Origin of the sequence: Catenibacterium sp. AM22-6LB (assembly GCF_003435615.1) — a bacterium.
GTDB lineage: Bacteria > Bacillota_I > Bacilli_A > Erysipelotrichales > Coprobacillaceae > Catenibacterium > Catenibacterium mitsuoka_A.
Map to the genome: position 1 here is coordinate 16,929 of NZ_QTUM01000010.1, position 23,314 is coordinate 40,242.

At 33.6% G+C, this 23,314-nt stretch carries 24 protein-coding genes; 20 read left to right on the forward strand and 4 right to left on the reverse strand.

What is annotated here, in order from left to right:
• The first annotated feature begins 37 nt into the window (after positions 1–37).
• The 12 genes from DW269_RS03825 (at position 38) to DW269_RS03885 (ending at position 10,161) form a co-directional block, all read left to right on the forward strand.
• Positions 38–259: a hypothetical protein gene (locus tag DW269_RS03825; RefSeq protein ID WP_147321680.1), complete on the forward strand. Its 222-nt coding sequence runs from the start codon at positions 38–40 to the stop codon at positions 257–259.
• Complete coding sequence (locus DW269_RS03830) at positions 259–864, forward strand: RpiB/LacA/LacB family sugar-phosphate isomerase (protein ID WP_117458631.1); 606 nt, start codon at positions 259–261, stop codon at positions 862–864. The genes DW269_RS03825 and DW269_RS03830 overlap by 1 nt, the downstream gene beginning before the upstream one ends.
• A gap of 273 nt (positions 865–1,137) precedes the next feature.
• Positions 1,138–1,347, forward strand: coding sequence for a hypothetical protein (locus DW269_RS03835; RefSeq protein WP_199410061.1), 210 nt, complete (start codon positions 1,138–1,140; stop codon positions 1,345–1,347).
• Positions 1,348–1,388: 41 nt separating this feature from the next.
• Positions 1,389–1,688 (forward strand): hypothetical protein, encoded by a 300-nt coding sequence (locus DW269_RS03840; RefSeq protein WP_117458632.1) that lies wholly within the window; start codon positions 1,389–1,391, stop codon positions 1,686–1,688.
• Positions 1,689–2,058: 370 nt separating this feature from the next.
• Positions 2,059–3,309, forward strand: coding sequence for an RNA-guided endonuclease TnpB family protein (locus DW269_RS03850; protein ID WP_117458634.1), 1,251 nt, complete (start codon positions 2,059–2,061; stop codon positions 3,307–3,309).
• A 387-nt stretch (positions 3,310–3,696) separates the two neighbouring features.
• Positions 3,697–4,533, forward strand: coding sequence for a MurR/RpiR family transcriptional regulator (locus DW269_RS03855; protein ID WP_117458635.1), 837 nt, complete (start codon positions 3,697–3,699; stop codon positions 4,531–4,533).
• A 114-nt stretch (positions 4,534–4,647) separates the two neighbouring features.
• A complete protein-coding gene (murQ, locus tag DW269_RS03860) occupies positions 4,648–5,547 on the forward strand; it encodes an N-acetylmuramic acid 6-phosphate etherase (protein ID WP_117458636.1) in 900 nt (299 codons plus the stop codon).
• Positions 5,548–5,558: 11 nt separating this feature from the next.
• Positions 5,559–5,891 (forward strand): hypothetical protein, encoded by a 333-nt coding sequence (locus DW269_RS03865; protein ID WP_117458637.1) that lies wholly within the window; start codon positions 5,559–5,561, stop codon positions 5,889–5,891.
• A gap of 14 nt (positions 5,892–5,905) precedes the next feature.
• Complete coding sequence (locus tag DW269_RS03870) at positions 5,906–7,258, forward strand: PTS sugar transporter subunit IIC (RefSeq protein ID WP_117458638.1); 1,353 nt, start codon at positions 5,906–5,908, stop codon at positions 7,256–7,258.
• A gap of 12 nt (positions 7,259–7,270) precedes the next feature.
• On the forward strand, positions 7,271–8,137 hold the full coding sequence (locus DW269_RS03875; protein WP_117458639.1) for an N-acetylglucosamine kinase: 867 nt from the start codon (positions 7,271–7,273) through the stop codon (positions 8,135–8,137).
• A gap of 33 nt (positions 8,138–8,170) precedes the next feature.
• Positions 8,171–9,619, forward strand: a complete 1,449-nt coding sequence (locus DW269_RS03880) for a glycoside hydrolase family 1 protein (RefSeq protein ID WP_117458640.1) — start codon at positions 8,171–8,173, stop codon at positions 9,617–9,619.
• Between the two features lie 50 nt (positions 9,620–9,669).
• Positions 9,670–10,161, forward strand: a complete 492-nt coding sequence (locus DW269_RS03885; protein WP_117458641.1) for a methylated-DNA--[protein]-cysteine S-methyltransferase — start codon at positions 9,670–9,672, stop codon at positions 10,159–10,161.
• Between the two features lie 27 nt (positions 10,162–10,188).
• Here the strand turns inward: DW269_RS03885 and DW269_RS03890 are convergent, their stop codons facing one another.
• Complete coding sequence (locus DW269_RS03890) at positions 10,189–10,452, reverse strand: DUF1292 domain-containing protein (RefSeq protein ID WP_117458642.1); 264 nt, start codon at positions 10,450–10,452, stop codon at positions 10,189–10,191.
• Entirely contained in the window at positions 10,452–10,997 is a 546-nt protein-coding gene (locus DW269_RS03895; protein WP_117458643.1) for a hypothetical protein, read from the reverse strand. Before DW269_RS03895 ends, DW269_RS03890 begins: the two co-directional genes overlap by 1 nt.
• Before the next feature lie 153 nt (positions 10,998–11,150).
• Between DW269_RS03895 and DW269_RS03900 the strand changes: the two genes are divergently transcribed.
• The 5 genes from DW269_RS03900 to DW269_RS03920 all read left to right on the forward strand — a co-directional run bounded on the left by DW269_RS03900 (position 11,151) and on the right by DW269_RS03920 (position 17,930).
• Complete coding sequence (locus tag DW269_RS03900; protein WP_233502463.1) at positions 11,151–12,491, forward strand: MATE family efflux transporter; 1,341 nt, start codon at positions 11,151–11,153, stop codon at positions 12,489–12,491.
• A 79-nt stretch (positions 12,492–12,570) separates the two neighbouring features.
• Complete coding sequence (locus DW269_RS03905; RefSeq protein WP_117458645.1) at positions 12,571–13,557, forward strand: hypothetical protein; 987 nt, start codon at positions 12,571–12,573, stop codon at positions 13,555–13,557.
• Between the two features lie 282 nt (positions 13,558–13,839).
• Positions 13,840–15,459 carry a peptide ABC transporter substrate-binding protein gene (locus DW269_RS03910; RefSeq protein WP_117458646.1) on the forward strand — a complete coding sequence of 540 codons (1,620 nt, stop codon included), beginning with the start codon at positions 13,840–13,842 and terminating at the stop codon, positions 15,457–15,459.
• Positions 15,460–15,681: 222 nt separating this feature from the next.
• On the forward strand, positions 15,682–17,301 hold the full coding sequence (locus DW269_RS03915) for a peptide ABC transporter substrate-binding protein (protein WP_117458647.1): 1,620 nt from the start codon (positions 15,682–15,684) through the stop codon (positions 17,299–17,301).
• 83 nt (positions 17,302–17,384) lie between these two features.
• Positions 17,385–17,930: a CDP-alcohol phosphatidyltransferase family protein gene (locus tag DW269_RS03920; RefSeq protein ID WP_117458648.1), complete on the forward strand. Its 546-nt coding sequence runs from the start codon at positions 17,385–17,387 to the stop codon at positions 17,928–17,930.
• 10 nt (positions 17,931–17,940) lie between these two features.
• Here the strand turns inward: DW269_RS03920 and DW269_RS03925 are convergent, their stop codons facing one another.
• Positions 17,941–19,095, reverse strand: a complete 1,155-nt coding sequence (locus DW269_RS03925) for a homoserine dehydrogenase (RefSeq protein WP_117458649.1) — start codon at positions 19,093–19,095, stop codon at positions 17,941–17,943.
• A 139-nt stretch (positions 19,096–19,234) separates the two neighbouring features.
• A complete protein-coding gene (locus DW269_RS03930; RefSeq protein ID WP_117458650.1) occupies positions 19,235–19,999 on the reverse strand; it encodes an HAD-IIB family hydrolase in 765 nt (254 codons plus the stop codon).
• 421 nt (positions 20,000–20,420) lie between these two features.
• Here DW269_RS03930 and DW269_RS03935 point away from each other — a divergent pair, with 421 nt between their 5' ends.
• From DW269_RS03935 to DW269_RS03945, 3 genes are read left to right on the forward strand one after another with little or no spacing between them, the layout of a single operon-like run.
• On the forward strand, positions 20,421–20,723 hold the full coding sequence (locus DW269_RS03935) for a hypothetical protein (protein ID WP_187012230.1): 303 nt from the start codon (positions 20,421–20,423) through the stop codon (positions 20,721–20,723).
• A gap of 10 nt (positions 20,724–20,733) precedes the next feature.
• Positions 20,734–21,768, forward strand: a complete 1,035-nt coding sequence (locus tag DW269_RS03940; protein ID WP_022425821.1) for a V-type ATPase subunit — start codon at positions 20,734–20,736, stop codon at positions 21,766–21,768.
• A 10-nt stretch (positions 21,769–21,778) separates the two neighbouring features.
• The gene (locus DW269_RS03945; protein WP_117458652.1) at positions 21,779–23,305 is read left to right on the forward strand and encodes a V-type ATPase 116kDa subunit family protein; all 1,527 of its coding nucleotides are present in this window, start codon (positions 21,779–21,781) and stop codon (positions 23,303–23,305) included.
• Positions 23,306–23,314: the final 9 nt, after the last annotated feature.

A 23,314-nucleotide genomic window follows, 5' to 3' on the forward strand; every position in this document is an offset into this window, starting at 1 on the left:
TCTATATGTTATAATATGGTTAATCGGTAGTAGTACTATGAATGCATACTTAAAAATAGATATTTATACTGCTACAGAAAAGCTAATAACTAGTTATATATTACAAGATTTTGCAGCAGCTAATATCCGTTTCTCAAAGAAAACAGGCTCTAAAGTGTTTATTAATCTAAAGATAAATCTACTGAAGAAGAAAAACAAAAAGCAGATTAAATACGAATACAGTCTTAAAAACATAGATACACTATTGGAGGAATATTAATGAAGATAGCAGTCGTACAAGCAAGTTCACAAGTATCAAAAAATGAGATGCTTTATAAATATACAAAGAAATATGCTAAAGATGCAGAAGTTATTAATCTTGGATGTTTTGTAGATGAAGATGAAAACTATACTTATGTTGAGATTGCGTTGTTGATTGGAATACTCATAAACAGTCGTATAGTTGATTTTGTGGTAACTGGGTGTTCTTCAGGACAAGGGATGATGCTTGCTTGTAATAGTATGCCTGGTGTTTTGTGCGGGTATGTTCCAACTGTGAAAGATGCCTATTTATTTGCACAGATCAATAATGGAAATGTAGTATCTTTACCTCTTGGAGAAGAATATACATATACAGGTGAAAAGAATTTAGAGGAAACAATCAAAGCATTATTTTTAGAACCATTTGGTGGTGGATATACTAAAAGTGAAGCAAAAAGAAAGATTGCGGATGCTAAAAAACTAAAAGAAATTAAAGCAAAATCACAAATTGATTTTGAAATGTTTTTGAATAAGTTAGATTTGGATATGGTTAAGAAAGTAAAACATAAAATGCACAATAGTTTTAATTTGATAGATACAAGTAATGTAATTAAGATTATTTAAAATAGTTCTCAATCCCCTCTTCGAGGGATATTTTCATATTCAAAGCAATTCTTTTTATATGTTATAATATAGTTAATCGGTGGTAGTCCTATGAATGCATACTTAAGAATAGACAATATACTGCTACAGAAAAGCTAATAGCTAGTTATATACTACAAGATTCTGCAATAGCTAATATCAGTATCTTAAAGAAAACAGGTTTAGTGATCTAAAGATGAATCTTGCTCAATCTACTAAAGAAGAAAAACAACAAGAAGTAGAGTGGAGCAGTTTTTGCTTTTATTATGTTTGTTTCATTTATTGATTTTAAAGAAGAAGAAATTCTTATTACATTTCTATTGGTTGCATATTGGACAGCAGGTATATGAGGGTATTGCAGTTCAGAACAATATTTCAAATATCGCACATATTGTCGGTGGTATAGTTGGTGCAATAATTGGATATGGGTTAAATGTGAAATTAAAATACGGATTTAACAAATAGGAATGCTTAATGTAAATGTGAAATGAATAAGGGGTGTTGATATGAGAAAAATAATCATACTGCTTCTTTGCTTAGTATTAGTAAGCTGCGGTACAACAAATAAATCAAAAAGTACAACTGAACACACATTAGAAAATAGTTTCTTTGGAGTTAAGAAAAAGGTAAAAGAAAAGTTGATTTATAAAAAAGATAAAAGTATTAATTCTTTTTTGAATAAATATAATGAAATTAATGATCCAGATATTACCAGTGGTATGGTAAGTATGAGAATACTAAGGGGAACAGATAGACCTGATATAGTTAGTGTATCAAACGATAAATTTGAAGTATATATACGGTAAAGGTATGTTTGGGAATAGAATGGAGGTTTTTGTTGGGGAATATTCTCAAAATCCTTCGACTAATGAGGAGTTCAGAGAACAATTTATTAAGTATTCAAAGGTATTTGACGATAGTTTGACTGATGAAGAAATAGATAAATATTGGAATAAAATGTTGTCAGGTAAGAATAGAGGAAAAAAGTTAAAAAACATAAAGGTAAAAAGAATTATATTTTATAGGAGATGAGCGTAAAACCCATTACCTTTAGGTGATGGGATATAAGCGACAAGAAATTATATATTTTACTGAAATGATGATATTACATTAGAATATGCGATATAATAGGTACATGGAGAACATTTCTCTAAATCTTTAGAAAGGAGAAATGCTATGTACCTTACAGTAAAGCAACAAGTAAAACATCTTTCAAAAGAAGATTACAAAAATATTAAGCATCTTTGCCATATAGCAAAGAATCTCACTAATCAAGCAATCTATAATGTAAGACAGTATTACTTTAACGAGGGCGAATACCTTAATTATGAAAAGAACTATGCTCTATTAAAAACATCTAACAATTACAAGATGCTGAATTCAAATATGGCTCAACAGATACTTAAAGAGGTCGATGGCAGTTTCAAATCATTCTTTGGACTACTTAAACTTGCTAAAAAAGGCAAGTATGCTTTTAAGGATTGTCGTTTGCCAAACTATCTTCCAAAAGATGGATATACTACGCTTGTCATAGGTTTTGTAAGACTTAATGGTAATAAACTGATTTTACCATATTCAAATGCTTACAAGAAAGCACATAAATGTGTAGAGATTACCATCCCACCTATATTACTTGATAAGAAAGTTAAGGAAATCCGTATCATACCGAAAGCAAACGCCAGGTTCTTTGAAATTCAATATATCTATGAAGCTGAATGTATTCAAAGAAACTTAAATATAAATAATGCACTGGCAATTGATCTTGGTATTAATAATCTTGTAACAGCGGTATCAAGTAATGGCAAGACATTCATCATTGATGGTAAGCGACTTAAATCCATAAATCAGTGGTACAATAAGCAAAATGCACGTTTACAGTCTATAAAAGATAAACAAAATATTGGGAAAAGACCTACCAATAAGCAAAAAGCCAATACTCGCAGCAGGAATAATAAGATTAATGATTATATGAACAAGACTGCACGCACAATCATAGATTATTGCATCAATAATGATATTGGAACACTTGTAGTTGGCTATAATGAAACTTTCCAGAAGAACAGTAGTATTGGTAAAGTCAATAATCAGACATTTGTAAATATACCTTATGGACAACTTCGTTTTAAGGTAGAGTACCTTTGTGAGATTAATGGCATTGTCTTTGTAAAGCAGGAAGAAAGCTATACTTCAAAAGCATCATTTTGGGATAAGGATGATATTCCTATTTACAATAACGACAACCCGCAAAGCTATACATTTAGTGGAAAGCGAATACATAGAGGTATGTATCAATGTTTGAATGGTAAATGTCTTAATGCTGATGTAAATGGTGCATTAAATATTTTGCGTAAAAGTAATGTTGTGTCCCTTGTGGGGCTATACAGTAGAGGCGAGGTGGACACGCCTGTAAGAATAAAGATTGCCTAGCAATAGGTGGAAACTTAAATATCAAACTTCTTAAAAAGAGCCGTTAGGCTCTCTGAAGCCCATTACCTTTAGGTGATGGGTAGTTCACGGTAAAGTGATATATTTAATTCTTGAAGGGAAAATATAATTTGATAAGAATAATAAACAAAAAATCATAAGAAGGACAATGAAATAGGTTGAATCTTGGTAATCTTTTTAAGCACTGATTAAAATGATGTGAACAACTTAATTATGATGTTTTCTATAAAAAGTTGAAAACTGAATTTTTGACAGTATAAAATGGCAAGTACGGAACCTCATGATTTCCAATCCCCCCTCTAGGGGATATTTTTATATACAAAACAACTCTTTCTATATGCTATAATAAGGTTAATCGGAGGTGATCTCATGAACGCATATTTAAGAATTAAAGAATACAATGATAGCTATACTGCAACAGAAAAGCTTATAGCTGAATACATACTAGAAAATGATATCCTACAGGATTCTGCACAGGTACTAGGTGAGAAGACAAATACCTCTGCAGCTGCTATTATCCGTTTCTCAAAGAAAATAGGTTTTAAAGGCTTTAGTGATCTAAAGATGAACTTAGCTCAATCTACTAAAGAAGAGAAACAACAAGAAGTAGATCTCATCTTTGAACCAGAAGATAATATCAGTACACTAGTAGAAAAAGGCTGTAGATTAAATATGAATACAGTCTTAAAAACATATCAGTTAATAAATATTGATACCCTTGAACAATCAATAGACTTACTTAATAATGCTTCTACTATCTATCTCTTTGGTGTAGGTGGTTCATCAGTTATTGGTTTAGATATCTACCAGAAGTTAATGCGTATAGGCAAGAAGGTGATCTATAACGCTGATTTACATGTACAGATGACCTTCGCCCAAAGCATGGATCAAAATGATGCAGCACTTATTATTAGTTACTCAGGTTCTACGACTGGTTTAGTAGACGTTGCTAGAGTGTTACATGAAAAACAAATACCATTTATATCTATTACACAAATTAACTCTAATCCAATCTCTAAACTCAGTACCTATTCACTCAAAGTACCAAGTGAAGAAAAAGCTTTGCGTATTGGTGCTGTCTCTTCTCGTATCTCTTCATTTGTGATAACTGACTTATTGTACTATGGTGTATTTAAGAAGAACTTTGAAGAACATAAAAAGAATCTCATAGATTCTAAAGACAATGTCTCTATACTCAAAAAGTAGACTCATATTTCACTATGAGTCTTTTATTTTAGAAATAACATTTCATTTATAATGAAATATACTTGAAATAATATTTCAACAAGTCTATAATGATATTGGAAGGAGGGAACAAGAATGAACTTAAATAATTTAGATACAGAACAGTCAAATCCTGACTCATTACATATAGATGAAATGTCTACGATAGATATTCTCACTACTATTAATAATGAAGATCAGAAGGTAGCATTAGCTGTAAGAGACGTCTTACCGCAAATCTGTGATGCTGTTGACTGTATCTATCAACAGATGAGTCAAGGTGGCAGACTGATATATATTGGTGCTGGTACATCAGGGAGATTAGGTGTATTAGATGCATCAGAGTGTCCTCCTACTTATGGTGTTGATCCTCGTCTAGTAAAAGGATTAATCGCTGGTGGGAACATCGCACTCACAACTGCAATAGAAGGTGCAGAAGATTCTCAGGAACTCGCTGTAGAGGACTTAAAGAATATCCACTTAACAGACAAAGATGTTGTATGTGGTATTGCAGCATCAGGCAGAACACCTTATGTCATTGGCGGACTTCACTATGCGCGCACACTAGGATGCCAGACAGTTTCTATCTGTTGTGTTCACAATGGGGAAATATCAAAATATTCCCACTATCCAATAGAAGTAATTACAGGTGCAGAAGTCGTGACTGGTTCTACAAGAATGAAGGCAGGTACCGCACAAAAACTTGTCTTAAATATGCTTTCTACATCTGTAATGATCAAAAGAGGAAAGGTCTATAAAAACCTTATGGTTGATGTACAGCCTACTAATGAAAAACTTAAGATCAGAGCTGTCAACATTGTCTCACAATCTTTAGATTGTTCTGAAGAAGAATCAATCGCACTATTAACTAAATGTCACTACAATGTAAAGATTGCGATTCTATCTGGTTTAACAGGTAAAGATGAAAAAGAATGTGAAGAAGCTCTTCTTAAAAACAATGGAAATATCAGTAAAACTGTAAAAAGTAATCTATAGGAGGGTATGAGATGAATAAGTACGTTGTAAAGAATCAAAACAATAAACAAAACAAGAATGTCTTTGGTATGACGGATTATGATATCCCTATGTTTGGGTTCAAGAGTGCATTACTTATTCTTGTTTCTACTATGTTGTCACTTATCATCTGTGTAAATGGATTCACTTACCTCCACATCGACTTCAGACTCCCTAACGCACTAATTAGTGGTCTTGCATGTGGACTCAGTGTTGCTTATTCCCAGTATTTCATTGAAAGAAAAGAAGGATTATGTAAAAACTTCTATCTTGTAACAGGTCTCTTCTCTTTGATGGCCTTTGTATTAATATTAATGATTAAATAATAGGAGATTAAATTATGTTCGATGCAATTACAAACGTCATTGAGGGTAAATTAGCGGGTCCTTTAGAAAAACTCTCTAATCAAAGACATTTACGTGCGATCCGTGATGGTATTATTGCGACATTACCAATCATCATCGTCAGTTCATTATTAATGGTTGTTGCTTTTTCTTACAACCAGATGCCTGCAGACTGGGCGCTCGCAAAATTCATTAAAGCGAATGCAGTCGCAATTCTACTACCATATAGAATGTCAATGTATATCATGACACTTTATGCTGTATTTGGTATTGGTTACTCTTTAGCTAAATCATATGATTTAGATGGTTTAAGTGGTGCAATCATGGCAGAACTTACATTCTTGCTTACAGTTGTACCAGCATCTATTCCAGATGTTACAGACTCTATTGCGACTCTTGCAACTAAGAATGCTGAATTAAATGCATTTTTACAGCAGCTGCCATCTGGTTATGTTATTCCTGCAGAACACTTAGGTTCAGCAGGTATGTTTATAGGTATCATTTCTGCCTTTATTGGTGTAGAAGTATATCGATTCACACAGGTGAAAGGATTAAAAATCACTATGCCTGCAGCTGTTCCACCTGCAGTCGCAAGATCATTTGAATCTTTGACACCTACTATTATCATTATCTTAGGTATTTCTACGCTCACTATGTGGTTAGGTGTAGATGTTCACAGCATTGTGGGTAACTTAATTAAACCTTTGGTTAATGCGACTGATACATTACCTTCTACATTATTAATTATTTTCTTAATCATGTTCTTCTGGTCATTTGGTATTCATGGTGACTCTATTGTCAGTTCACTTGCTAGACCAATCTGGTTAATTCTATTAGATCAGAATACTGCAGCAGTTGCAGCAGGTAAGGCTGCCACTCATATTGGTGTAGAACCATTCTTACAGTGGTTTGTCCATATTGGTGGTTCTGGTGCTACTTTAGGACTTGCGATTCTATTCTGTTTTGCAGCTAAGAGTAAATATGGTAAAACACTTGGTAGAACAACTATCCTTCCTTCATTATTTAATATCAATGAACCAATGATCTTTGGTGCACCAATCGTATTAAACCCAATGTTGTTGATTCCATTTATTTTAGTCCCATTAGTTCTTGCAACTATTGCTTGGATTGCAACAGCTATGCATTTAGTAAACTGTGCAGTAACTATTGCCCCTTGGACACTTCCTGGCCCAATTGGTGCCTATTTGGCATGTGGTGGTGACTGGAGAGCAGCAGTATTAAGTATTGTATTAATCCTACTTTCAGTAATCATGTATTATCCATTCTTTAAGATGTATGATAATGAATTATTAGAAGAAGAAAAGGCAAACGAAGCATCTGAGAATTAAGAGGTAACAGAAATGTTGTATATAGGTATAGATGGTGGAGGTACAAAAACAAAGATGGTTCTTTTTGATGAGAACGGATCTCGTTTAAAAGAATTAATCCTTCCTACAGTACATGTTTTAACTCAGCCACAAGATCAATCTATTGAAATATTAAGAGATGGTGTCAATCAGCTAGATCCTGATCATACTGCCATTATTGGTGCAGGACTTGCAGGATATGGCCAACAGAAAGAACTAAGAGACACAATAGAATATATATGTAAAGAGGCATTTGGAGATAGACCTTTTGTCGTAGAAAGTGATGTAAGAATTGCGATAGAAGGTGCATTAGATGGGCATGATGGTATTGTGGTCATTGCAGGAACAGGCAGTATTGCCTTATCACTTAAGAATAATAAGCTCACACGTTGTGGAGGCTGGGGTTATCAATTAGGCGATGAAGGCAGTGCTTATTGGATTGCGAAGAAGATGTTTCATACATTCTGTAAAGAAATAGATGGCAGACTAGAAAAGACAGTGCTTTATGATCTAATTATGGAAGAATGTGATCTAGATATTGACTATGATATTATCACATTTATGAATAGTCTTGATCGTACATCTATTGCATCCTATGCTTATATCAATGGATTAGCTGCCAATCAGGGAGATCCTTATGCGATAGAAATATATAAACAGGCAGCATTAGAAATTCGTTCACTCTTACAAACACTCTTAAAACAATATGATTCAACACCTCGTATTTCTTATATTGGAGGCGTATTTGATCATGCTTCTCACTATATTCTACCTATTTTGAATGAAACAATAGATCATCTTATTTCACCTATCCATACACCGGAATATGGTGCTTACAAGCTTGCAAAGAAACTAGGGTGAAAACCTTAGTTTTTTTAAATAAAGGAGACAACTATGAAAAAGACAAAAGATATATTATGGGGTGGAGCCACTGCTAGCAGTCAATATGAAGGTGGTTATAAAGCAGGCGGTAAAGGCTTAGATACACAGGATTGTAGACCCTATTTAAAAAGAACATCTGATGCGACAACATCTACAAGATTACTTACACAAGATATTATTGATGAAGCAAAGAAATGTGAAGGAATAGGTCACTACCCATTTAGGCAGGGTAGTGATGGTTACCATCATATTGATGAAGATATTGCCTTACTTAAAGAATTAGGTATTGATATCTATCGTTTCTCAATCAGCTGGGCAAGACTTTATCCTCATGGAGATGAAGAAACACCTAATGAAGAAGGAATTAAGTTCTATGATCATATCTTCAAAGAAGTACATAAAGCAGGTATGAAGATCTTTCTCACAATGAATCATTATGCTGTTCCATTATACCTAGTAGAACATTATGGTGGATGGACAAATAGAAAACTGATTGAATTCTATGAAAGATTTGCGACAGTTGTATTTGAAAACTGGGGAGAATATATTGATTACTTCCTCCCGTTTAATGAAATAAATGCTGGATACTTTAGTCCTTATAATGGTGTAGGATTAGTAAAAGAAAAGGATCAGCCTTATAATCAGACACTCGTATTCCAGTCATTACATCATCAATTTGTAGCAAGTGCTAAGACAATTAAGATTGCGAAAAAACTCTCTCCTAAGAGCCAATCTGGATGTATGGTGGCATGTTTCTGTTACTATCCGCTTACTTCTACTCCAGAAGATAACTTAAAAGCAGTCAGAGATGAAGAAATCCATCAGTGGTTTGCGGTGGATATACTTGCGAATGGTCATTATCCAAGCTATATGGATCGTTTCTTTAGAGAAAATGATATTCATCTAACTATTACAGAAGAAGATTCAGAATTACTTAAAAAATATACATGTGACTTTGTCAGCTTCTCATATTATTCAAGTTCTATCGCAACATGTAAGGAAGATGGTCAACAGACTGCGGGTAATCTCGTTGTATCTACAAAGAACCCTCATCTTAAGGCAAGTGACTGGGGATGGCAGATTGATCCTGTAGGACTAAGAATCATGTTGAATAAGATGTATGATAGAACACAGAAACCTGTCTTTATATGTGAAAATGGACTTGGTGCACATGATATTATGGAAGATGGTTTGATTCATGATCCATATAGAATAGATTATCTTGAACAGCACTTTAAACAAATTGATGAAGCGATTGATGATGGTGTAGACGTTATTGGCTATATCATGTGGGGTGTGATTGATATCGTTTCTGCAGGAAGCTGTGAAATGGAGAAACGTTATGGCGTTGTTTATGTGGACGCCAATAATCTAGGTCAGGGTACTTATAAGAGATATAAGAAGGATAGCTTTAAATGGTATCATGACTTTATTGAAAATAAGCATAAACAATTCAATTAAGGGACTTACGAGTCTCTTTTTTGATATGATAGACATATGGAGGATTTCATATGACTTATATTGGACACTATCAATCACCATTAGGAGATATACTTATTGCGACAGATGAAATAGGTGTATATGGTTTATGGTTTGAAAATCAGAAGTATTATGCATCAGGATTAATAGAACCTTATGAAGAAAAAGACACAGAACTAATTCTAAAAGTACAAAGATGGCTTGATCTCTATTTTAAGAAAGAACAGCCATCCATTGATTTTCCTCTTCACTTCATAGGTACAGATTTCCAAAAAGAAGTATGGGAAATTTTATGTGATATTCCTTATGGCCATACAATGACTTATGGAGAAATAGCGAATATATTAGCACAAAGAAGAGGTGTTAAAAGATTCTCTGCACAGGCAGTAGGAGGAGCAGTAGGACATAATAGAATAAGTATTATAGTCCCTTGTCATAGAGTATTAGGCAGTAATGGAAGCTTAACAGGTTATGCAGGTGGTATAGATAGAAAAGAAGCGTTATTAAAATTAGAAGCACAATAAAGGGGCACCATCAGGTGCCCCTCGTTCTTAATCAAAATCAAACTTATCTGCATTTTTTTCTTTAAAGATTTCAAATAGTTCATTAAGTAGTGCTTCATCATCTACTGAACGATAGTTTTCTTCATCAGAATCATCCTCTGATTCTTCACATCTCAAAATCACTACCTCATCTGCTTCTTCGTCTACTGGTAACAATACAACATATGTTTCTTCATCATGTTCAATTAAATCAAGATATTCAAACTCTAATTCATTTCCATCATTATCATTCAATACGACAATATTATCCATTAGTCATCCCTCTTACTATATTCTTCACCATATTTCACAAGACGATCAAACTTCTTCTGGTTCTCTTCATTTTCAAAAGTAATCTTCTTTATAGCGTTCAACTTATAAATAGCTTCAGTACTTTCTTCGAATACTTCATCCTCATACTCCTGGTGCCATTTAGTATAATCTTTATCGATGAGGTAAGCCATTTGTTTACCTTCAACTAAGGCTTCTACATAATCTTCAGCAGCATCACCAATTTCATGATTATTAAATGAATCTTCTTTATGTTCATACTTGCTTAGATATTTAAGTTCAGTATCTACATAACGAGTATAGAGTTCTGTAGTGAGTTCTGCATCATTTTCTTCTATTTTCCATCTTTCTTCTAATGCTGTTTTAAAATCCTTATAGAATGCTTCATCAATTGATTGTTCTGTTTGTGTTGGTGTATCAGTTTGTTTAGTAGGATTACTCTGTCCTGTATCCTTATTATTGTTGGTACATGCACTTAAACCAAACACTACCATACACGATAATAATAATGTAAATAGTTTCTTCATACCGAGACCTCCTTTCATATTAATTATATAGGAAAATAATTTCTAATTGTGAAATAATGCATCATAAAAAATAAATAAGTATAGTATTCTAGTAGGAAAAGTATTGACCTTAAAGCGTGCTTTAAAGATAGAATAGGCAAGAAGGGGGAAATTATGGCTAAAAGAATTAATCCATTAGAAGGATCGTTATGGGATAAGATCCTTGCATTCGCATTACCTTTAGCAGCTACAAGTATTATTCAGCAGTTATTTAACTCTTGTGATGTAGCGACTGTAGGACAGTTTTCAGGAAGTCATTCACTAGCGGCAGTAGGGAGTACGGCCCCAATCACTAATCTATTTATCACAATCTTTGTAGGTTTCTCAGTAGGAGCTAATGTGATTATTTCACGTTTTTTAGGAGCACAAAGAGAAGATAGAGCTAATCAGGCCATACATACAGCACTTGTATTATCTATTATTACTGGTTTTATTGTTTCTATTATTGGAGAAATTATTGCTCGTCCACTACTAGAACTTATGTCCACACCAAAAGAAGTACTACCTCTTGCTGTACTGTATTTAAGAGTATGTTTCATAGGGATGTTCTTCTTAACTATCTATAACTTTGAATCGGCCATACTAAGAGCAGGTGGAGATACCAAAAGACCACTCTATTGTTTAATTATTTCAGGTACTATTAATGTTGTATTGAACTTAGTATTTGTCATTCTTTTTAAGTTAGATGTCGCTGGTGTAGCCTTAGCTACTACGATTGCTGATGCAACTAGTTCTTTATTACTCTTTAGAATTCTGTATAAAGAAGAAGGCGCTTTGCAGGTTAGATTAGACAATATGAGGATGGAATGGGTCTATACAAAAGAAATACTTATTATAGGTATTCCTGCTGCAATACAAGGAATGTTGTTCAATATTTCTAATATTATTATTCAATCAGCTATTAATAGCTTAGGTGCTGATATTGTTGCAGCATCTACTGTTGCCTTAAACTTTGAAATGTATTCTTATTTCTTAATTACAGGATTTGCTCAGGCAGCTATTACCTTTACATCACAAAACTATGGCGCAAAGAACTACAAAAGATGTATCCAGTCTATTAGATGGTGTATGTTACTTGGTACACTTTTTACAGGTGCTATCAGTGCACTCTTCGTATCGTTCTCACCAGTCCTAGCAGGAATCTTTACATCAGATCCTGCTATTGTGAAAATAGCCTGTGTTCGTATTTCTATTGTAGTCACATTTGAAGTACTCAATATGACTATAGAAATCATGTCAGGTGCACTTAGAGGACTAGGAAATCCAATGATCTCTACAGTACTCTGTATCGTTTTCACTTGTGCTCTAAGATTGGCCTGGATCTTTATTGCCTTCGCAAGAATTCATACATTCCAGTCAGTGTTAGTTGTCTACCCAATCAGCTGGGCAGTGACTTCTGCATCTATTGTGATTGCCTATTTAGTTGTAAAAAAGAAAAAACTCACGAATGACTAAGCCAGTTCTCTGGCTTTTTCTTTTGGCCTTCTTTTTCACTTGTATTTACGATATAATTAATATTAGGAGGGGGGAAGTTATGAAACAACATAATACATTTACACTTAAAGATTTCATTATTAGGGCAGTCATTGCATATTGTGTCACTCTTATTATATTCTGTTTATTTATATTCAAAGTCATCCCAGGCTGTTCATTACTACAATCTAAGCTTGTATTATTCTTGCTCACAGTACTTAGCTTTGGACTCATCTACTTTGAAAAGGATGATAGAAGAAACTACTTAAGCATTGCGACAAACGTACTCATACCTTTTGGTATCTATACAACACTTGCCTATATGTTACTTCTTCCTATACCACTAGGAATAGTATGGGTATTACTTATTGGTCTTGATCTAGTTTATGTAGGATTTTACTTTTATAAAGTAAAAAGAAGAAACTATAATTCATTATTAGAAAAATCACAGCTTGTGATTGGTTTGGCTTCTCTCTTATCACTTGTTATTGTATTAAGCTTTACTTTATTTGGTTCTTCTATCATTCAATCATCTACAAAGATTACAAATAATACAGATGTCTATATGAGAAAATATGATGAAAAATCACTTGAAAGCTTACATAACTGGTCTAAACTCACACGTAAAGAGAAGCTCAATTCATTACAAACTGTATGTAATAACGAAAGAGACTATCTCGGTATATCTGCAAGAATCAAAGTAGGGGCTGGAAGTAACTTAACACATGCCTATTGTCAGTATAATAATAAATCAAAAGAGATTACTTTTGATATCAGTCAATTAGATCATGCTTCTTCTACAACTCTACTAGAGGCATTGCTTCATAGTATATATCATGCTTATGAATATGCCCTTGTAGAATCTTATGACACAATGAGCAGTGATTATAGTAAGTTGTTTGACTATCGTATCATTGCCACTTATAAGAAAGAATTCTCTACAAAGGTCACAAATAAGGCAAAATACTACAATCAGATCAATGAATCTAATGCAAGATCCTATGCTACAGATGCCCTGCAGGACTATCAAAATAAGTTAAAAAAATAGAAAACACATAAAGTGAACAATACAGGATTGTATTGTTCATTTTTTGTATATACGTCCTTTACAATTTAAAATATTGTACAAAATTTAGCACAATCTATTATTAAAGTGATAAAAAGTTACCAAAAAATAGATACACTTGTTTGAAATTTAGTAAATACAGTAATAAAAATAATAAATGTCACTAAAAAACAAAAATTTGTGTGAAATTATGTTGACAGTATACAATTTTTAGACTAAACTTATCACCATAGTAGAAAACAAAATACTACAGGAGGAGAATATATGAAAACAGGTAAAACAGTAAAAGTATTGCTTACCGCTGCAACTGCTGCAGGAATGTTAGCTGGCTGTGGTTCTAAGACAGATACTGATACATTCAGATTTGCAAGTGAATTAGATATCCAGGGTATGGATTCTACAGTAGTTGATGATGGTATGTCATTCAACGCTATTCATGCTATTACAGATGGTTTAACAGCCGTTAACGAAAAAGGTAAGACTGCACCTGCAATTGCTAAGAGTTGGGATGTAAGTGATGATGGTAAGACTTATACATTCCACTTAAGAGATGCAAAATGGACAAATGGTGATAAGGTTACTGCAAATGACTTCGTTTATTCTTGGCGTAAGATCATCAAAGATGCTGGTAACTATGCTTATATGTTAGGTAGCGGAGGTGCTTCAGTTAAGAATGCAGATGCCCTTATGGAATTAGGTGCTAATGCAACTGACGAACAGATGGCTACTCTTGGTGTTACAGCTAAAGATGATAAGACTTTAGTAGTAGAACTTGAAAACAAAGTTCCATATTTCACAGACTTAATGGCATTCCCATGCTACTTCCCACAGAACGAAAAGTTCGTTGAAAAATGTGGTAAGAACTATGGTACTAAACCAGAATACACATTATCTAATGGTGCTTATAAGATGACTAAGTGGGTTAAGGGTAACAAAGCAACATTCACTAAGAACGATAAGTACTATGATGCTAAAACAGTAGCAACTAAGAATCTTGAAATGTACTTAGTACAGGATCCTAAGACTGCTGCACAGAACTTTGACAATGGCAAAGTTGACTATGCAACAATCAACTCTACATTAGTAGATAAGTATAAAGATAAAGATACATTCACTACTTTCAATGAAGGTTACTTATTCTACTTACAGTTAAACTTCAAGAACGATACTGTTGCTAACAAGAACGTAAGAGAAGCTTTAGCTTATGCAATTAACAGAAAAGATTTATGTGAAAACGTATTAAAAGATGGTTCTAAGGCTGCAACTGGTTTCGTCCCATCTCAGTTATCTACTAGCCCAGCTGGTAAAGACTTCCGTGATGATGCAGATAAATATGTAAGCTATGATCAGAAGAAAGCTCAGGAATACTTAGATGCAGCTAAGAAGGAATTAGGTACTGATACAATCACAGTTGATTTATTATACGGTACTGATGAATCACCAATGGATACTATGGCTGAATACTTACAGGGTTCTTTCTCTAAGTTAAAAGGCTTAAAGGTAAACATGGTTGCAACTGTTAAGAAAGACAGAATCTACAACAGAGAAGCAAATGGTAACTTCCAGGTAGTATGTACTCGTTGGGGACCAGACTACGCAGATCCAACAACTTACTTAAACTTAGCTACAACTGATAACTCAAACAACTATGGTAAATATACTAGTGCTAAGTATGATGCATTAATGGAACAGATCCAGAAAGAATCAGATTTAACTAAGCGTTGGGATTTAATGATCCAGGCTGAAAAAGTCATCATGGAAGATATGGCTTATATCCCAGTATTCGAAAAAGGTTCTGCAGCATTAAAGGCTAAGAACGTAAAAGGATTAGTACAGGTACCAGTAGGAACTCCATATACTTTCAAATATGTTAAATTAAAATAACCTCTGCTTTGTGTCAAAACAGAGTGGCCTAGGAGATAGCAGAAATGCTGTCTCCTTTTTTTGTGTTTTGATTAAACATTTACAATATTTCTGATATCACTAAAAAGTAATGAAATTTTAATATTATTACAAAGAAAATGTACAAAACGATTGACTATATCTGACGTAAAGCGTAAACTACACAACAGTTAACATTAATAATAAATTTTGGAGGGAAAATTAATGAAAACAGGTAAAACAGTAAAGGTATTGCTTGCATTAACTACTGCTGCAGGTATGCTTGCTGGCTGTGGTTCTAAGACAGATACTGATACATTCAGATTTGCAAGTGAATTAGATATCCAGGGTATGGATTCTACAGTAGTTGATGATGGTATGTCATACAACGCAATCCACGCAATCACAGACGGCTTAACAGCAGTAAATGACAAAGGCAAGACAGTTCCAGCATTAGCTAAGAGCTGGGATGTAAGTGCTGATGGTAAGACTTACACTTTCCACTTAAAAGATGCTAAGTGGTCAAATGGTGATGAAGTCACTGCCAACGATTTCGTTTATTCTTGGAAGAAAATTATTAAAAATGCAGGTACCTATGCTTACATGTTAGGTGATGATGGTGCATCAGTTAAGAATGCGAGTCAGTTGATTGACCTAGGCCCAAAAGCAACTGATGAACAGATGAACACTTTAGGTGTTAAAGCAGCTGATGATAAGACTTTAGTTGTTGAATTAAACAACAAGGTTCCATATTTCACAGACTTAATGGCATTCCCATGCTACTTCCCACAGAACGAAAAGTTCGTTGAAAAATGTGGTAAGAACTATGGTACTAAACCAGAATACACATTATCTAATGGTGCTTATACAATGACTAAGTGGATCAAAGGTAACAAAGCAGCATTCACTAAGAACGATAAGTACTATGATGCTAAAGCAGTTAAGACTAAGAACCTTGAAATGTTCCTAGTACAGGATCCTAAGACTGCTGCACAGAACTTTGACAATGGCAAAGTTGACTATGCAACAATCAACTCTACATTAGTAGATAAGTATAAAGGTAAAGATACTTTCACAACTTTCAATGAAGGTTTCTTATTCTACTTAAACTTAAATTTCCAAGTTAAGACTCTTGCTGATAAGAACGTAAGAGAAGCATTATCTTATGCAATCAACAGAAAAGACTTATGTGAAAAAGTCTTAAAGGATGGTTCTAGAGCTGCTACTGGTATGGTTCCATCACAGTTATCTACTAGCCCAGCTGGTAAAGACTTCCGTGATACTGCAGGTGTTCTTGTAGATTATGATGTTAAGAAGGCTCAGGAATACTTAGATGCAGCTAAGAAGGAATTAGGTACTGATACAATCACAGTTGATTTATTATACGGTACTGATGAATCACCAATGGATACTATGGCTGAATACTTACAGGGTTCTTTCTCTAAGTTAAAAGGCTTAAAGGTAAACATGGTTGCAACTGTTAAGAAAGACAGAATCTACAACAGAGAAGAACATGGTACCTACGAGATTGCATGTACTCGTTGGGGTCCAGACTACGCTGATCCAACAACTTACTTAAACTTATTCTTGACTGGTAACTCAAATAACTTTGGTAAGTACAGCAATGCAAAGGTTGATTCATTAATGAAACAGGTTCAGACTGAATCAGACGTAAATAAACGTTGGGACTTAATGGTTCAGGTAGAAAAGACTGCACTTGATGATTTAGCTTATATTCCAGTATTCGAAAAGGGTGCTGCAGCATTAAAGGCTAAGAATGTTAAGGGATTAGTTCATTCAGCAACTGGAACTCCTTATACATTCAAATACGTAACACTTAAATAACAAACAAAGAGGCAGGCAACTGCCTCTTTTATGTTGATAATTCACGCTATACACTTTAGTATTAATAATAAGGAAGTGATAGAATGAGAAATAAGAATATATTCACAATACCTAATATATTATCTATGTTTAGATTGTTGCTGTTGCCGGTAATTGTATATACCTATATAAACCAAAAAGATTATGTCTTAACAGGAATATTATTAGTTATATCAGGTCTGACTGATTTGTTAGATGGGTATATAGCCCGCACATTTAATATGATGAGTGATCTAGGTAAAATACTTGATCCTGTGGCGGATAAAGCAACCCAAGCAGTAGTACTCCTATGTCTTATGACACGCTTTAGATGGCTTGCTATTCCTTTTATTTGTATTCTTATTAAAGAAATGTTCATGAGTTGTATTGGTATGATTGTTATTAAGGAAACAGGGGAAGTACATGGGGCAGTGTGGCATGGTAAAGTTGCTACATTCATGTTAGATTTCATGATTATTGTGCATATTGTCTTCTATAATATTTCCTATACTTTTTCTATTGTTCTTACAATTATCTCTACACTTCTTATTCTTCTATCATTCTACCTATATGCAAAAGAGAATATCAACATACTAAAAAAGGTGGGTTAAATTCCACCTTTTAGCTTCTTACTTTGAAATATGTTGCTGGAGTATCATTTAAAGCGTCTTCTAAATCTTTAAGTTCTACTTTATCAGTAATATAAATATGATCTTCACCAAATGAATAGTATTCATCATAATTTAAATTGAGTGGCTGTTCACTTCTTACATAATACTTAGAAGATGTAATAGGATAGACGTCTTCAGTATAATCATAATCATGTGTCCATACATCTTTCTTAGCTGTCTTAATAATATCAGCCACTACAGCACTTGCAGTGACATAACGTCCTGCACCCTTACCATAGAATAATACGTTTTCTAGATAATCACATGTAATTTCTACTACATTATAAGCATCCATGACATTACCTACAATTTCACTCATTGGAACAAGAGTAGGAGATACATCAATACCTAAACCATTTTCTAGTCTTTTACTCATCGCAATCAACTTAATTCTATAACCGAGCTTCTTTGCATAATCCATATCTTTCTTAGTGACATTACGGATACCAGTACATTTGATCTTATCAAAATCAAAGAATGTACCAAAAGCATTCATAGTAAGAATATAGATTTTATGTGCTGCATCATAACCATCTAAATCTAGTGCAGCATTGGCTTCTACATAACCAAGATTCTGAGCAATCTTTAACGCTTCCTCAAAATCAAGATTATCTCTTTCCATTAATGTAAGAATAAAGTTAGTTGTACCATTTAAGATACCCTCAATCTTATTAATATTGTTTGCTACTAGATCTTCCTTAGCAGGTACTACAACTGGAATACCTCCACCAACACTTGCTTCATAATAAAGGTTGACACCATTTTCTCTTGCAGCAGTAAAGAGTTCTTTCGCATCATGGGCAATAAGAGCTTTATTTGCAGTAACTACATGTTTCTTCTTATTTAATGCATCTAAGATGATCTTCTTAGCGATAGTTGTACCACCAATAAGTTCTACAACAACATCTACATCTTCATCATTAATCACTTCATGATAATCCTGTGTATAAATAATACCATCAGGAAGGTTTACATCCTCAAGTGCACAACCGTACTTAACGACTACTTCTTCCCCGATTGTTTTTTCTAGTCTTTCTTTTTCTTTTGTAAGAATATCAACAGTTCCGAAACCAACAGTTCCTAGACCAATAACACCAATAATCATTTAAAATTCCTCCCCGATAGTATTAGAATTGTATCAAATTTACCATATTCATATAATACTGTCAATTATCTATAAACTAAAATTTGTATAATATGCGATAAATATTGGATTATTTAGAAATTAAACAAAAAAAGAGGAATTAATCCTCTTTTAAAATATCCTGGATGGCTTCACTTAAACTTCCTACAACCTTTTCAGCTTTGTTTTTTACTTCACTAGGGGCATAAGTAAATGTATAACCGTGTTTAACACTATCTAATAAAGGAAGATCATTCCATGAATCTCCTATACCATATACATCACTTTTATTAATATTAAAATAATCTACAACGTGATTAATTCCTGTTCCCTTAGAACATCCTACACCACATACATCTACATGATTCTTGTTCTGGAATGCCGCACATGTATTACTATAATGTTCATTAATATAATCCATAGCGTTTTTCGCATCTTCAAGATCCCCTTCAGGAAAATGAAATGAGAATGCATCTGAATCATTAAATGTAAGTTCATCCAAAGAATCAATAGTAGTTCCCCAGCTTTCATCTTCTGGACGATACATATAAATCTCATCCTTATATACAATAGACATATGTACAGGAATCGCTTCTGAGATTTCTTTTACTATATTCATAGGGATATCTTTTTCAAAAATAACTTCTTCTTTCTTATTAAAGATCAAACCACCACTTAAAGTAATATAGAAATCAAAGTCTATATCAGTTAATGGATGCTCTCTATTTCCACCAAAAGGGTATTTAATACCTTCTAACTGTCTTCCTGTACATAATCCAAATAGATTTCCCTGTTTCTGGAATGTACGAATCGCTTCTACATCTTCCTTGTGTACACCATCACTAAAAAATAATGTATTATCAAAATCACTCGCCAAAATTTTCATCTTTTTCTCTCCTATATATATAAGAATAAGGAAAATAAACAAAAAAAGCCATACCAAAATGAAGTGAAACGCTTACATTAAACAAAGATGGATATTTGTTTATTGTTGCATTCATACGAAAGGTGTATAACTAATGCAGAAAATAGGTATGAAATAAATGACTTATGGTCATATTGCCTATTTCCTAAAAAAGATATTCATTATGTTCGTTATTTCACAAAAATTATGTTAACGCTTTACAAAATTAAGAGTATAATGGATTCATCAACCAAGATACATATACATTTGATATATCTGAATATGTCTGTTTGATATAGATGATGCTTTTTTATCACGATGAAGTGTTTTTGGTTGAATTTTAAAATTTTTAGGAGTATTATCCTATAGAATCAAAGAGAAGGAGGTATGTGGATTGGATAAAATGATTCTTGATATCATAGCTGTAGACCACAGATGTGCTCAGGCTGTAAAAGATGCCAAAAAGAAGAGACAGGATACAACTGCAGATATGAACAGTAAGAAGAAGGAAATCTACGATTCTTTCGTTAAAGAGTATCAGGTTACACTTGATGCAAAGAAGAAAGAGTTACAGGAAAGAATTGACGCAACAAAGAAGAAGAATGAAGAGGATTATAATTCTTCTGTTGAGAAGATCACCAGCCTTTATGAAGCCCACAAGGAGGAGTGGGTTGCATCTATCGTAGACAGATGTAAAGAAGTTTAGAGGTGAGATTATGAGTTTTTCATCTAATGCAGTTCTTGCTAAAGCAAGATCTATGTATGGTAAACATCTCACTCCTGAAAGCTATGATGAACTTCTAAAGAAAAGAACTGTCAACGATGTTGTCAGTTACTTAAAGAGTGAAACAGCTTATGGTCCTATTCTTGAAGGCTTGAAAGAAACAAGTATTCATAGAGGACAGTTAGAATCACTTCTTGATGAAGAAGAATTCTTACGTGCTATTAGATTGATTCATTATGCACCTAAGGGTGACCAGAAGTTTTATCAGCTAGGTATTATTAGACGTGAAATAGCTGTGCTATTGAGTAAAGTACGTTTATTCAATAGTGATGAGACATTGAATTCCGAATTAGATATACCTTCATACCTACCTCGTTATTCAACGTTTGATCTTTATGGCTTATTAAGTATTGAAGATTACCCATCATTATTAAGATATATGGAAAAAACACGTTATTACCATATATTACAGAAATATATGCCTGTAGATGATGAGAAGATCGATACAAACATGATGGAACTTGATTTCAAGCGTGCTTACTATAAGTTATTCGTTGAAACAGTGAAATCTACATTTAAAGGTAAAAAACAGAAGGATCTACTTACTATGATCTATACTCAGATTGAGTTAGAAAATATTACGAAGATCTATAGATTTAAACGATTCTTTAATTCTAAGCCTGAACAAATCAAGAAACAGTTGATCTTGGATTACTCACGTATTCCACAATCAGTAATGAATGAATTGATTGAAACAAAAGATGCAGAGGAGTTCTTAAAGAAGCTTGCTTCATCACCTTACAAGTTATATGTGGATGATCAGGAATTCGTTTATATTGAATACTATACAGATAAAATTAAATATAATCTTGCAAAGAGATATATGAGATTTACTACAGATGCTGCCATGGTTTACATGACATATCTGATTGTATTCGAAAACGAAGTTGAAAATCTAAAACATATCATTGAAGGTTTAAGATATGGTGAAGAGGCTGAAAAAATAGCCCAGCTGCTTATCTACTAGGGGGAATAACATGGCAATAGAAGAAATGGAATTGCTGGACATGACCTTTGATAAGAAATACTTAAAAGAGGTTCTATGTCAGTTAAAAGAAACAAAGTATTTTTATCCTCAGCCAGCTACAAAGATTGTAAATAACGTTAAAGATGTATTTACAATGACACCTGATGAGGATTATAAGAACATGCTTGATGAATTAAAAGAGCTTGCTGAACATGTAAAGCTTGATACATCAAGTGTAAAAGAAGGATCTATTCATTTCGCAAAAGAAGATTATCGTAAGGCACTCGATGATGTGACAAAAGAAGCAAAGAAATATCTTGATATTAAAGAAGAATTTGTGACTGAACGTGGACAGAATCAGGCTGCTTATGAAATCCTAGAAGGTCTTTCTAATACAGAATTAAATATGGATGAGGTTAAAGAATGCGAATATATGGAAGCAAGATTTGGCCGTATTCCTAGAAGAAACAAAGACAAACTTGACTATTATAGAGGACAGTCAATTATGTTCTTAGATCTTGGTGAAGATGCTAAAAGTGTTTATTGTCTCTATATGACAACTAAGGCAGCTATCTTAAAGGTAGATAACATCTTCCAGTCAGTTGGCTTTGAAGAAATTGAAATTCCTGATTTCGTCCATGGTAGAATGGAAGACGCAAAGAAGGAATTACTAGAAGAAATTGAAAGTATGAATGCTTCTATTCGTAAAGCAGACAGCCGTTTAGAAGGTATTAGAGATGCACATGAAGAAGAATTATTAAAGATGTTTGCTGATCTTACTTTTGCTGCTAGAATTGAAGAATTCAAAGTATTTGTTGTTGATTATCAATCTAAATATGCTATCTATGGATTTGTACCTGTAAGAGTCGCTAAAGATATTAAAAAGGCTTTTGAAAAGTACAACGTAGAATATCAGGACTTGCCTGCAAATATTTATGGTGATCAGCAGATTATTGCACCAACACTTACTAATAACTATCCATGGGCTAAACCATTTGAAGTGATCTCTAAAGTTAAACAGAGTGATCATGTGGATACTACTTTAGCCACTGCAGTACTATTTATCTTAGTATTTGCATTAATGCTAGGTGATATTGGTTTAGGTGTTGTGCTTGTATTACTTGGATTACTTATGAGAAAGAAAACTTCAGGAAAGATGATTACTGTTCTTGGTATTGCATCTTTTGTGGGAGGTTTAATTTATGGTGATGCTTTCTATAGTATTCATCTTTATCCATCAGTAATCCCTGTTGCAGATGCATTTAGTTATCAGCGCTTCATTAATGCGATTCTCTTACTTATTGTAGGACAGTTCTGCATTGGTAAAGTAAAAGCTATCTATAACGAACAATCAATGATTAATAAGGTATTCTCTATTAAGGGTGTCGTTGGCATCGTCATGGGACTTGCAGTAGCTGCTTATGTTGCAATTGCTGTAGATACAACTTGGCATGTCTCTTATTTACCATTAGTTGTTGTACTTGTATTAGGCATTGTATTGAACTTCATTAAGAAAGCGCTCGATAAGAAACAATAGAAGGGAGGA

Excerpts from the sequence above, each read along its gene's own strand:
- DW269_RS03900 (WP_233502463.1), top strand. The coding sequence starts at position 11,151 with ATGGCTAAAAGAATTAATCCATTAGAAGGATCGTTATGGGATAAGATC.
- DW269_RS03850 (WP_117458634.1), top strand. The coding sequence starts at position 2,059 with ATGTACCTTACAGTAAAGCAACAAGTAAAACATCTTTCAAAAGAAGAT.
- DW269_RS03915 (WP_117458647.1), top strand. The coding sequence starts at position 15,682 with ATGAAAACAGGTAAAACAGTAAAGGTATTGCTTGCATTAACTACTGCT.
- DW269_RS03855 (WP_117458635.1), top strand. The coding sequence starts at position 3,697 with ATGAACGCATATTTAAGAATTAAAGAATACAATGATAGCTATACTGCA.
- DW269_RS03895 (WP_117458643.1), bottom strand. The coding sequence starts at position 10,997 with ATGAAGAAACTATTTACATTATTATTATCGTGTATGGTAGTGTTTGGT.
- DW269_RS03865 (WP_117458637.1), top strand. The coding sequence starts at position 5,559 with ATGAATAAGTACGTTGTAAAGAATCAAAACAATAAACAAAACAAGAAT.
- DW269_RS03940 (WP_022425821.1), top strand. The coding sequence starts at position 20,734 with ATGAGTTTTTCATCTAATGCAGTTCTTGCTAAAGCAAGATCTATGTAT.
- DW269_RS03945 (WP_117458652.1), top strand. The coding sequence starts at position 21,779 with ATGGCAATAGAAGAAATGGAATTGCTGGACATGACCTTTGATAAGAAA.
- DW269_RS03840 (WP_117458632.1), top strand. The coding sequence starts at position 1,389 with ATGAGAAAAATAATCATACTGCTTCTTTGCTTAGTATTAGTAAGCTGC.
- DW269_RS03830 (WP_117458631.1), top strand. The coding sequence starts at position 259 with ATGAAGATAGCAGTCGTACAAGCAAGTTCACAAGTATCAAAAAATGAG.
- DW269_RS03880 (WP_117458640.1), top strand. The coding sequence starts at position 8,171 with ATGAAAAAGACAAAAGATATATTATGGGGTGGAGCCACTGCTAGCAGT.
- DW269_RS03825 (WP_147321680.1), top strand. The coding sequence starts at position 38 with ATGAATGCATACTTAAAAATAGATATTTATACTGCTACAGAAAAGCTA.
- DW269_RS03870 (WP_117458638.1), top strand. The coding sequence starts at position 5,906 with ATGTTCGATGCAATTACAAACGTCATTGAGGGTAAATTAGCGGGTCCT.
- DW269_RS03925 (WP_117458649.1), bottom strand. The coding sequence starts at position 19,095 with ATGATTATTGGTGTTATTGGTCTAGGAACTGTTGGTTTCGGAACTGTT.
- DW269_RS03905 (WP_117458645.1), top strand. The coding sequence starts at position 12,571 with ATGAAACAACATAATACATTTACACTTAAAGATTTCATTATTAGGGCA.
- DW269_RS03875 (WP_117458639.1), top strand. The coding sequence starts at position 7,271 with ATGTTGTATATAGGTATAGATGGTGGAGGTACAAAAACAAAGATGGTT.
- DW269_RS03890 (WP_117458642.1), bottom strand. The coding sequence starts at position 10,452 with ATGGATAATATTGTCGTATTGAATGATAATGATGGAAATGAATTAGAG.
- DW269_RS03885 (WP_117458641.1), top strand. The coding sequence starts at position 9,670 with ATGACTTATATTGGACACTATCAATCACCATTAGGAGATATACTTATT.
- DW269_RS03920 (WP_117458648.1), top strand. The coding sequence starts at position 17,385 with ATGAGAAATAAGAATATATTCACAATACCTAATATATTATCTATGTTT.
- DW269_RS03930 (WP_117458650.1), bottom strand. The coding sequence starts at position 19,999 with ATGAAAATTTTGGCGAGTGATTTTGATAATACATTATTTTTTAGTGAT.
- DW269_RS03910 (WP_117458646.1), top strand. The coding sequence starts at position 13,840 with ATGAAAACAGGTAAAACAGTAAAAGTATTGCTTACCGCTGCAACTGCT.
- murQ (WP_117458636.1), top strand. The coding sequence starts at position 4,648 with ATGAACTTAAATAATTTAGATACAGAACAGTCAAATCCTGACTCATTA.
- DW269_RS03935 (WP_187012230.1), top strand. The coding sequence starts at position 20,421 with ATGATTCTTGATATCATAGCTGTAGACCACAGATGTGCTCAGGCTGTA.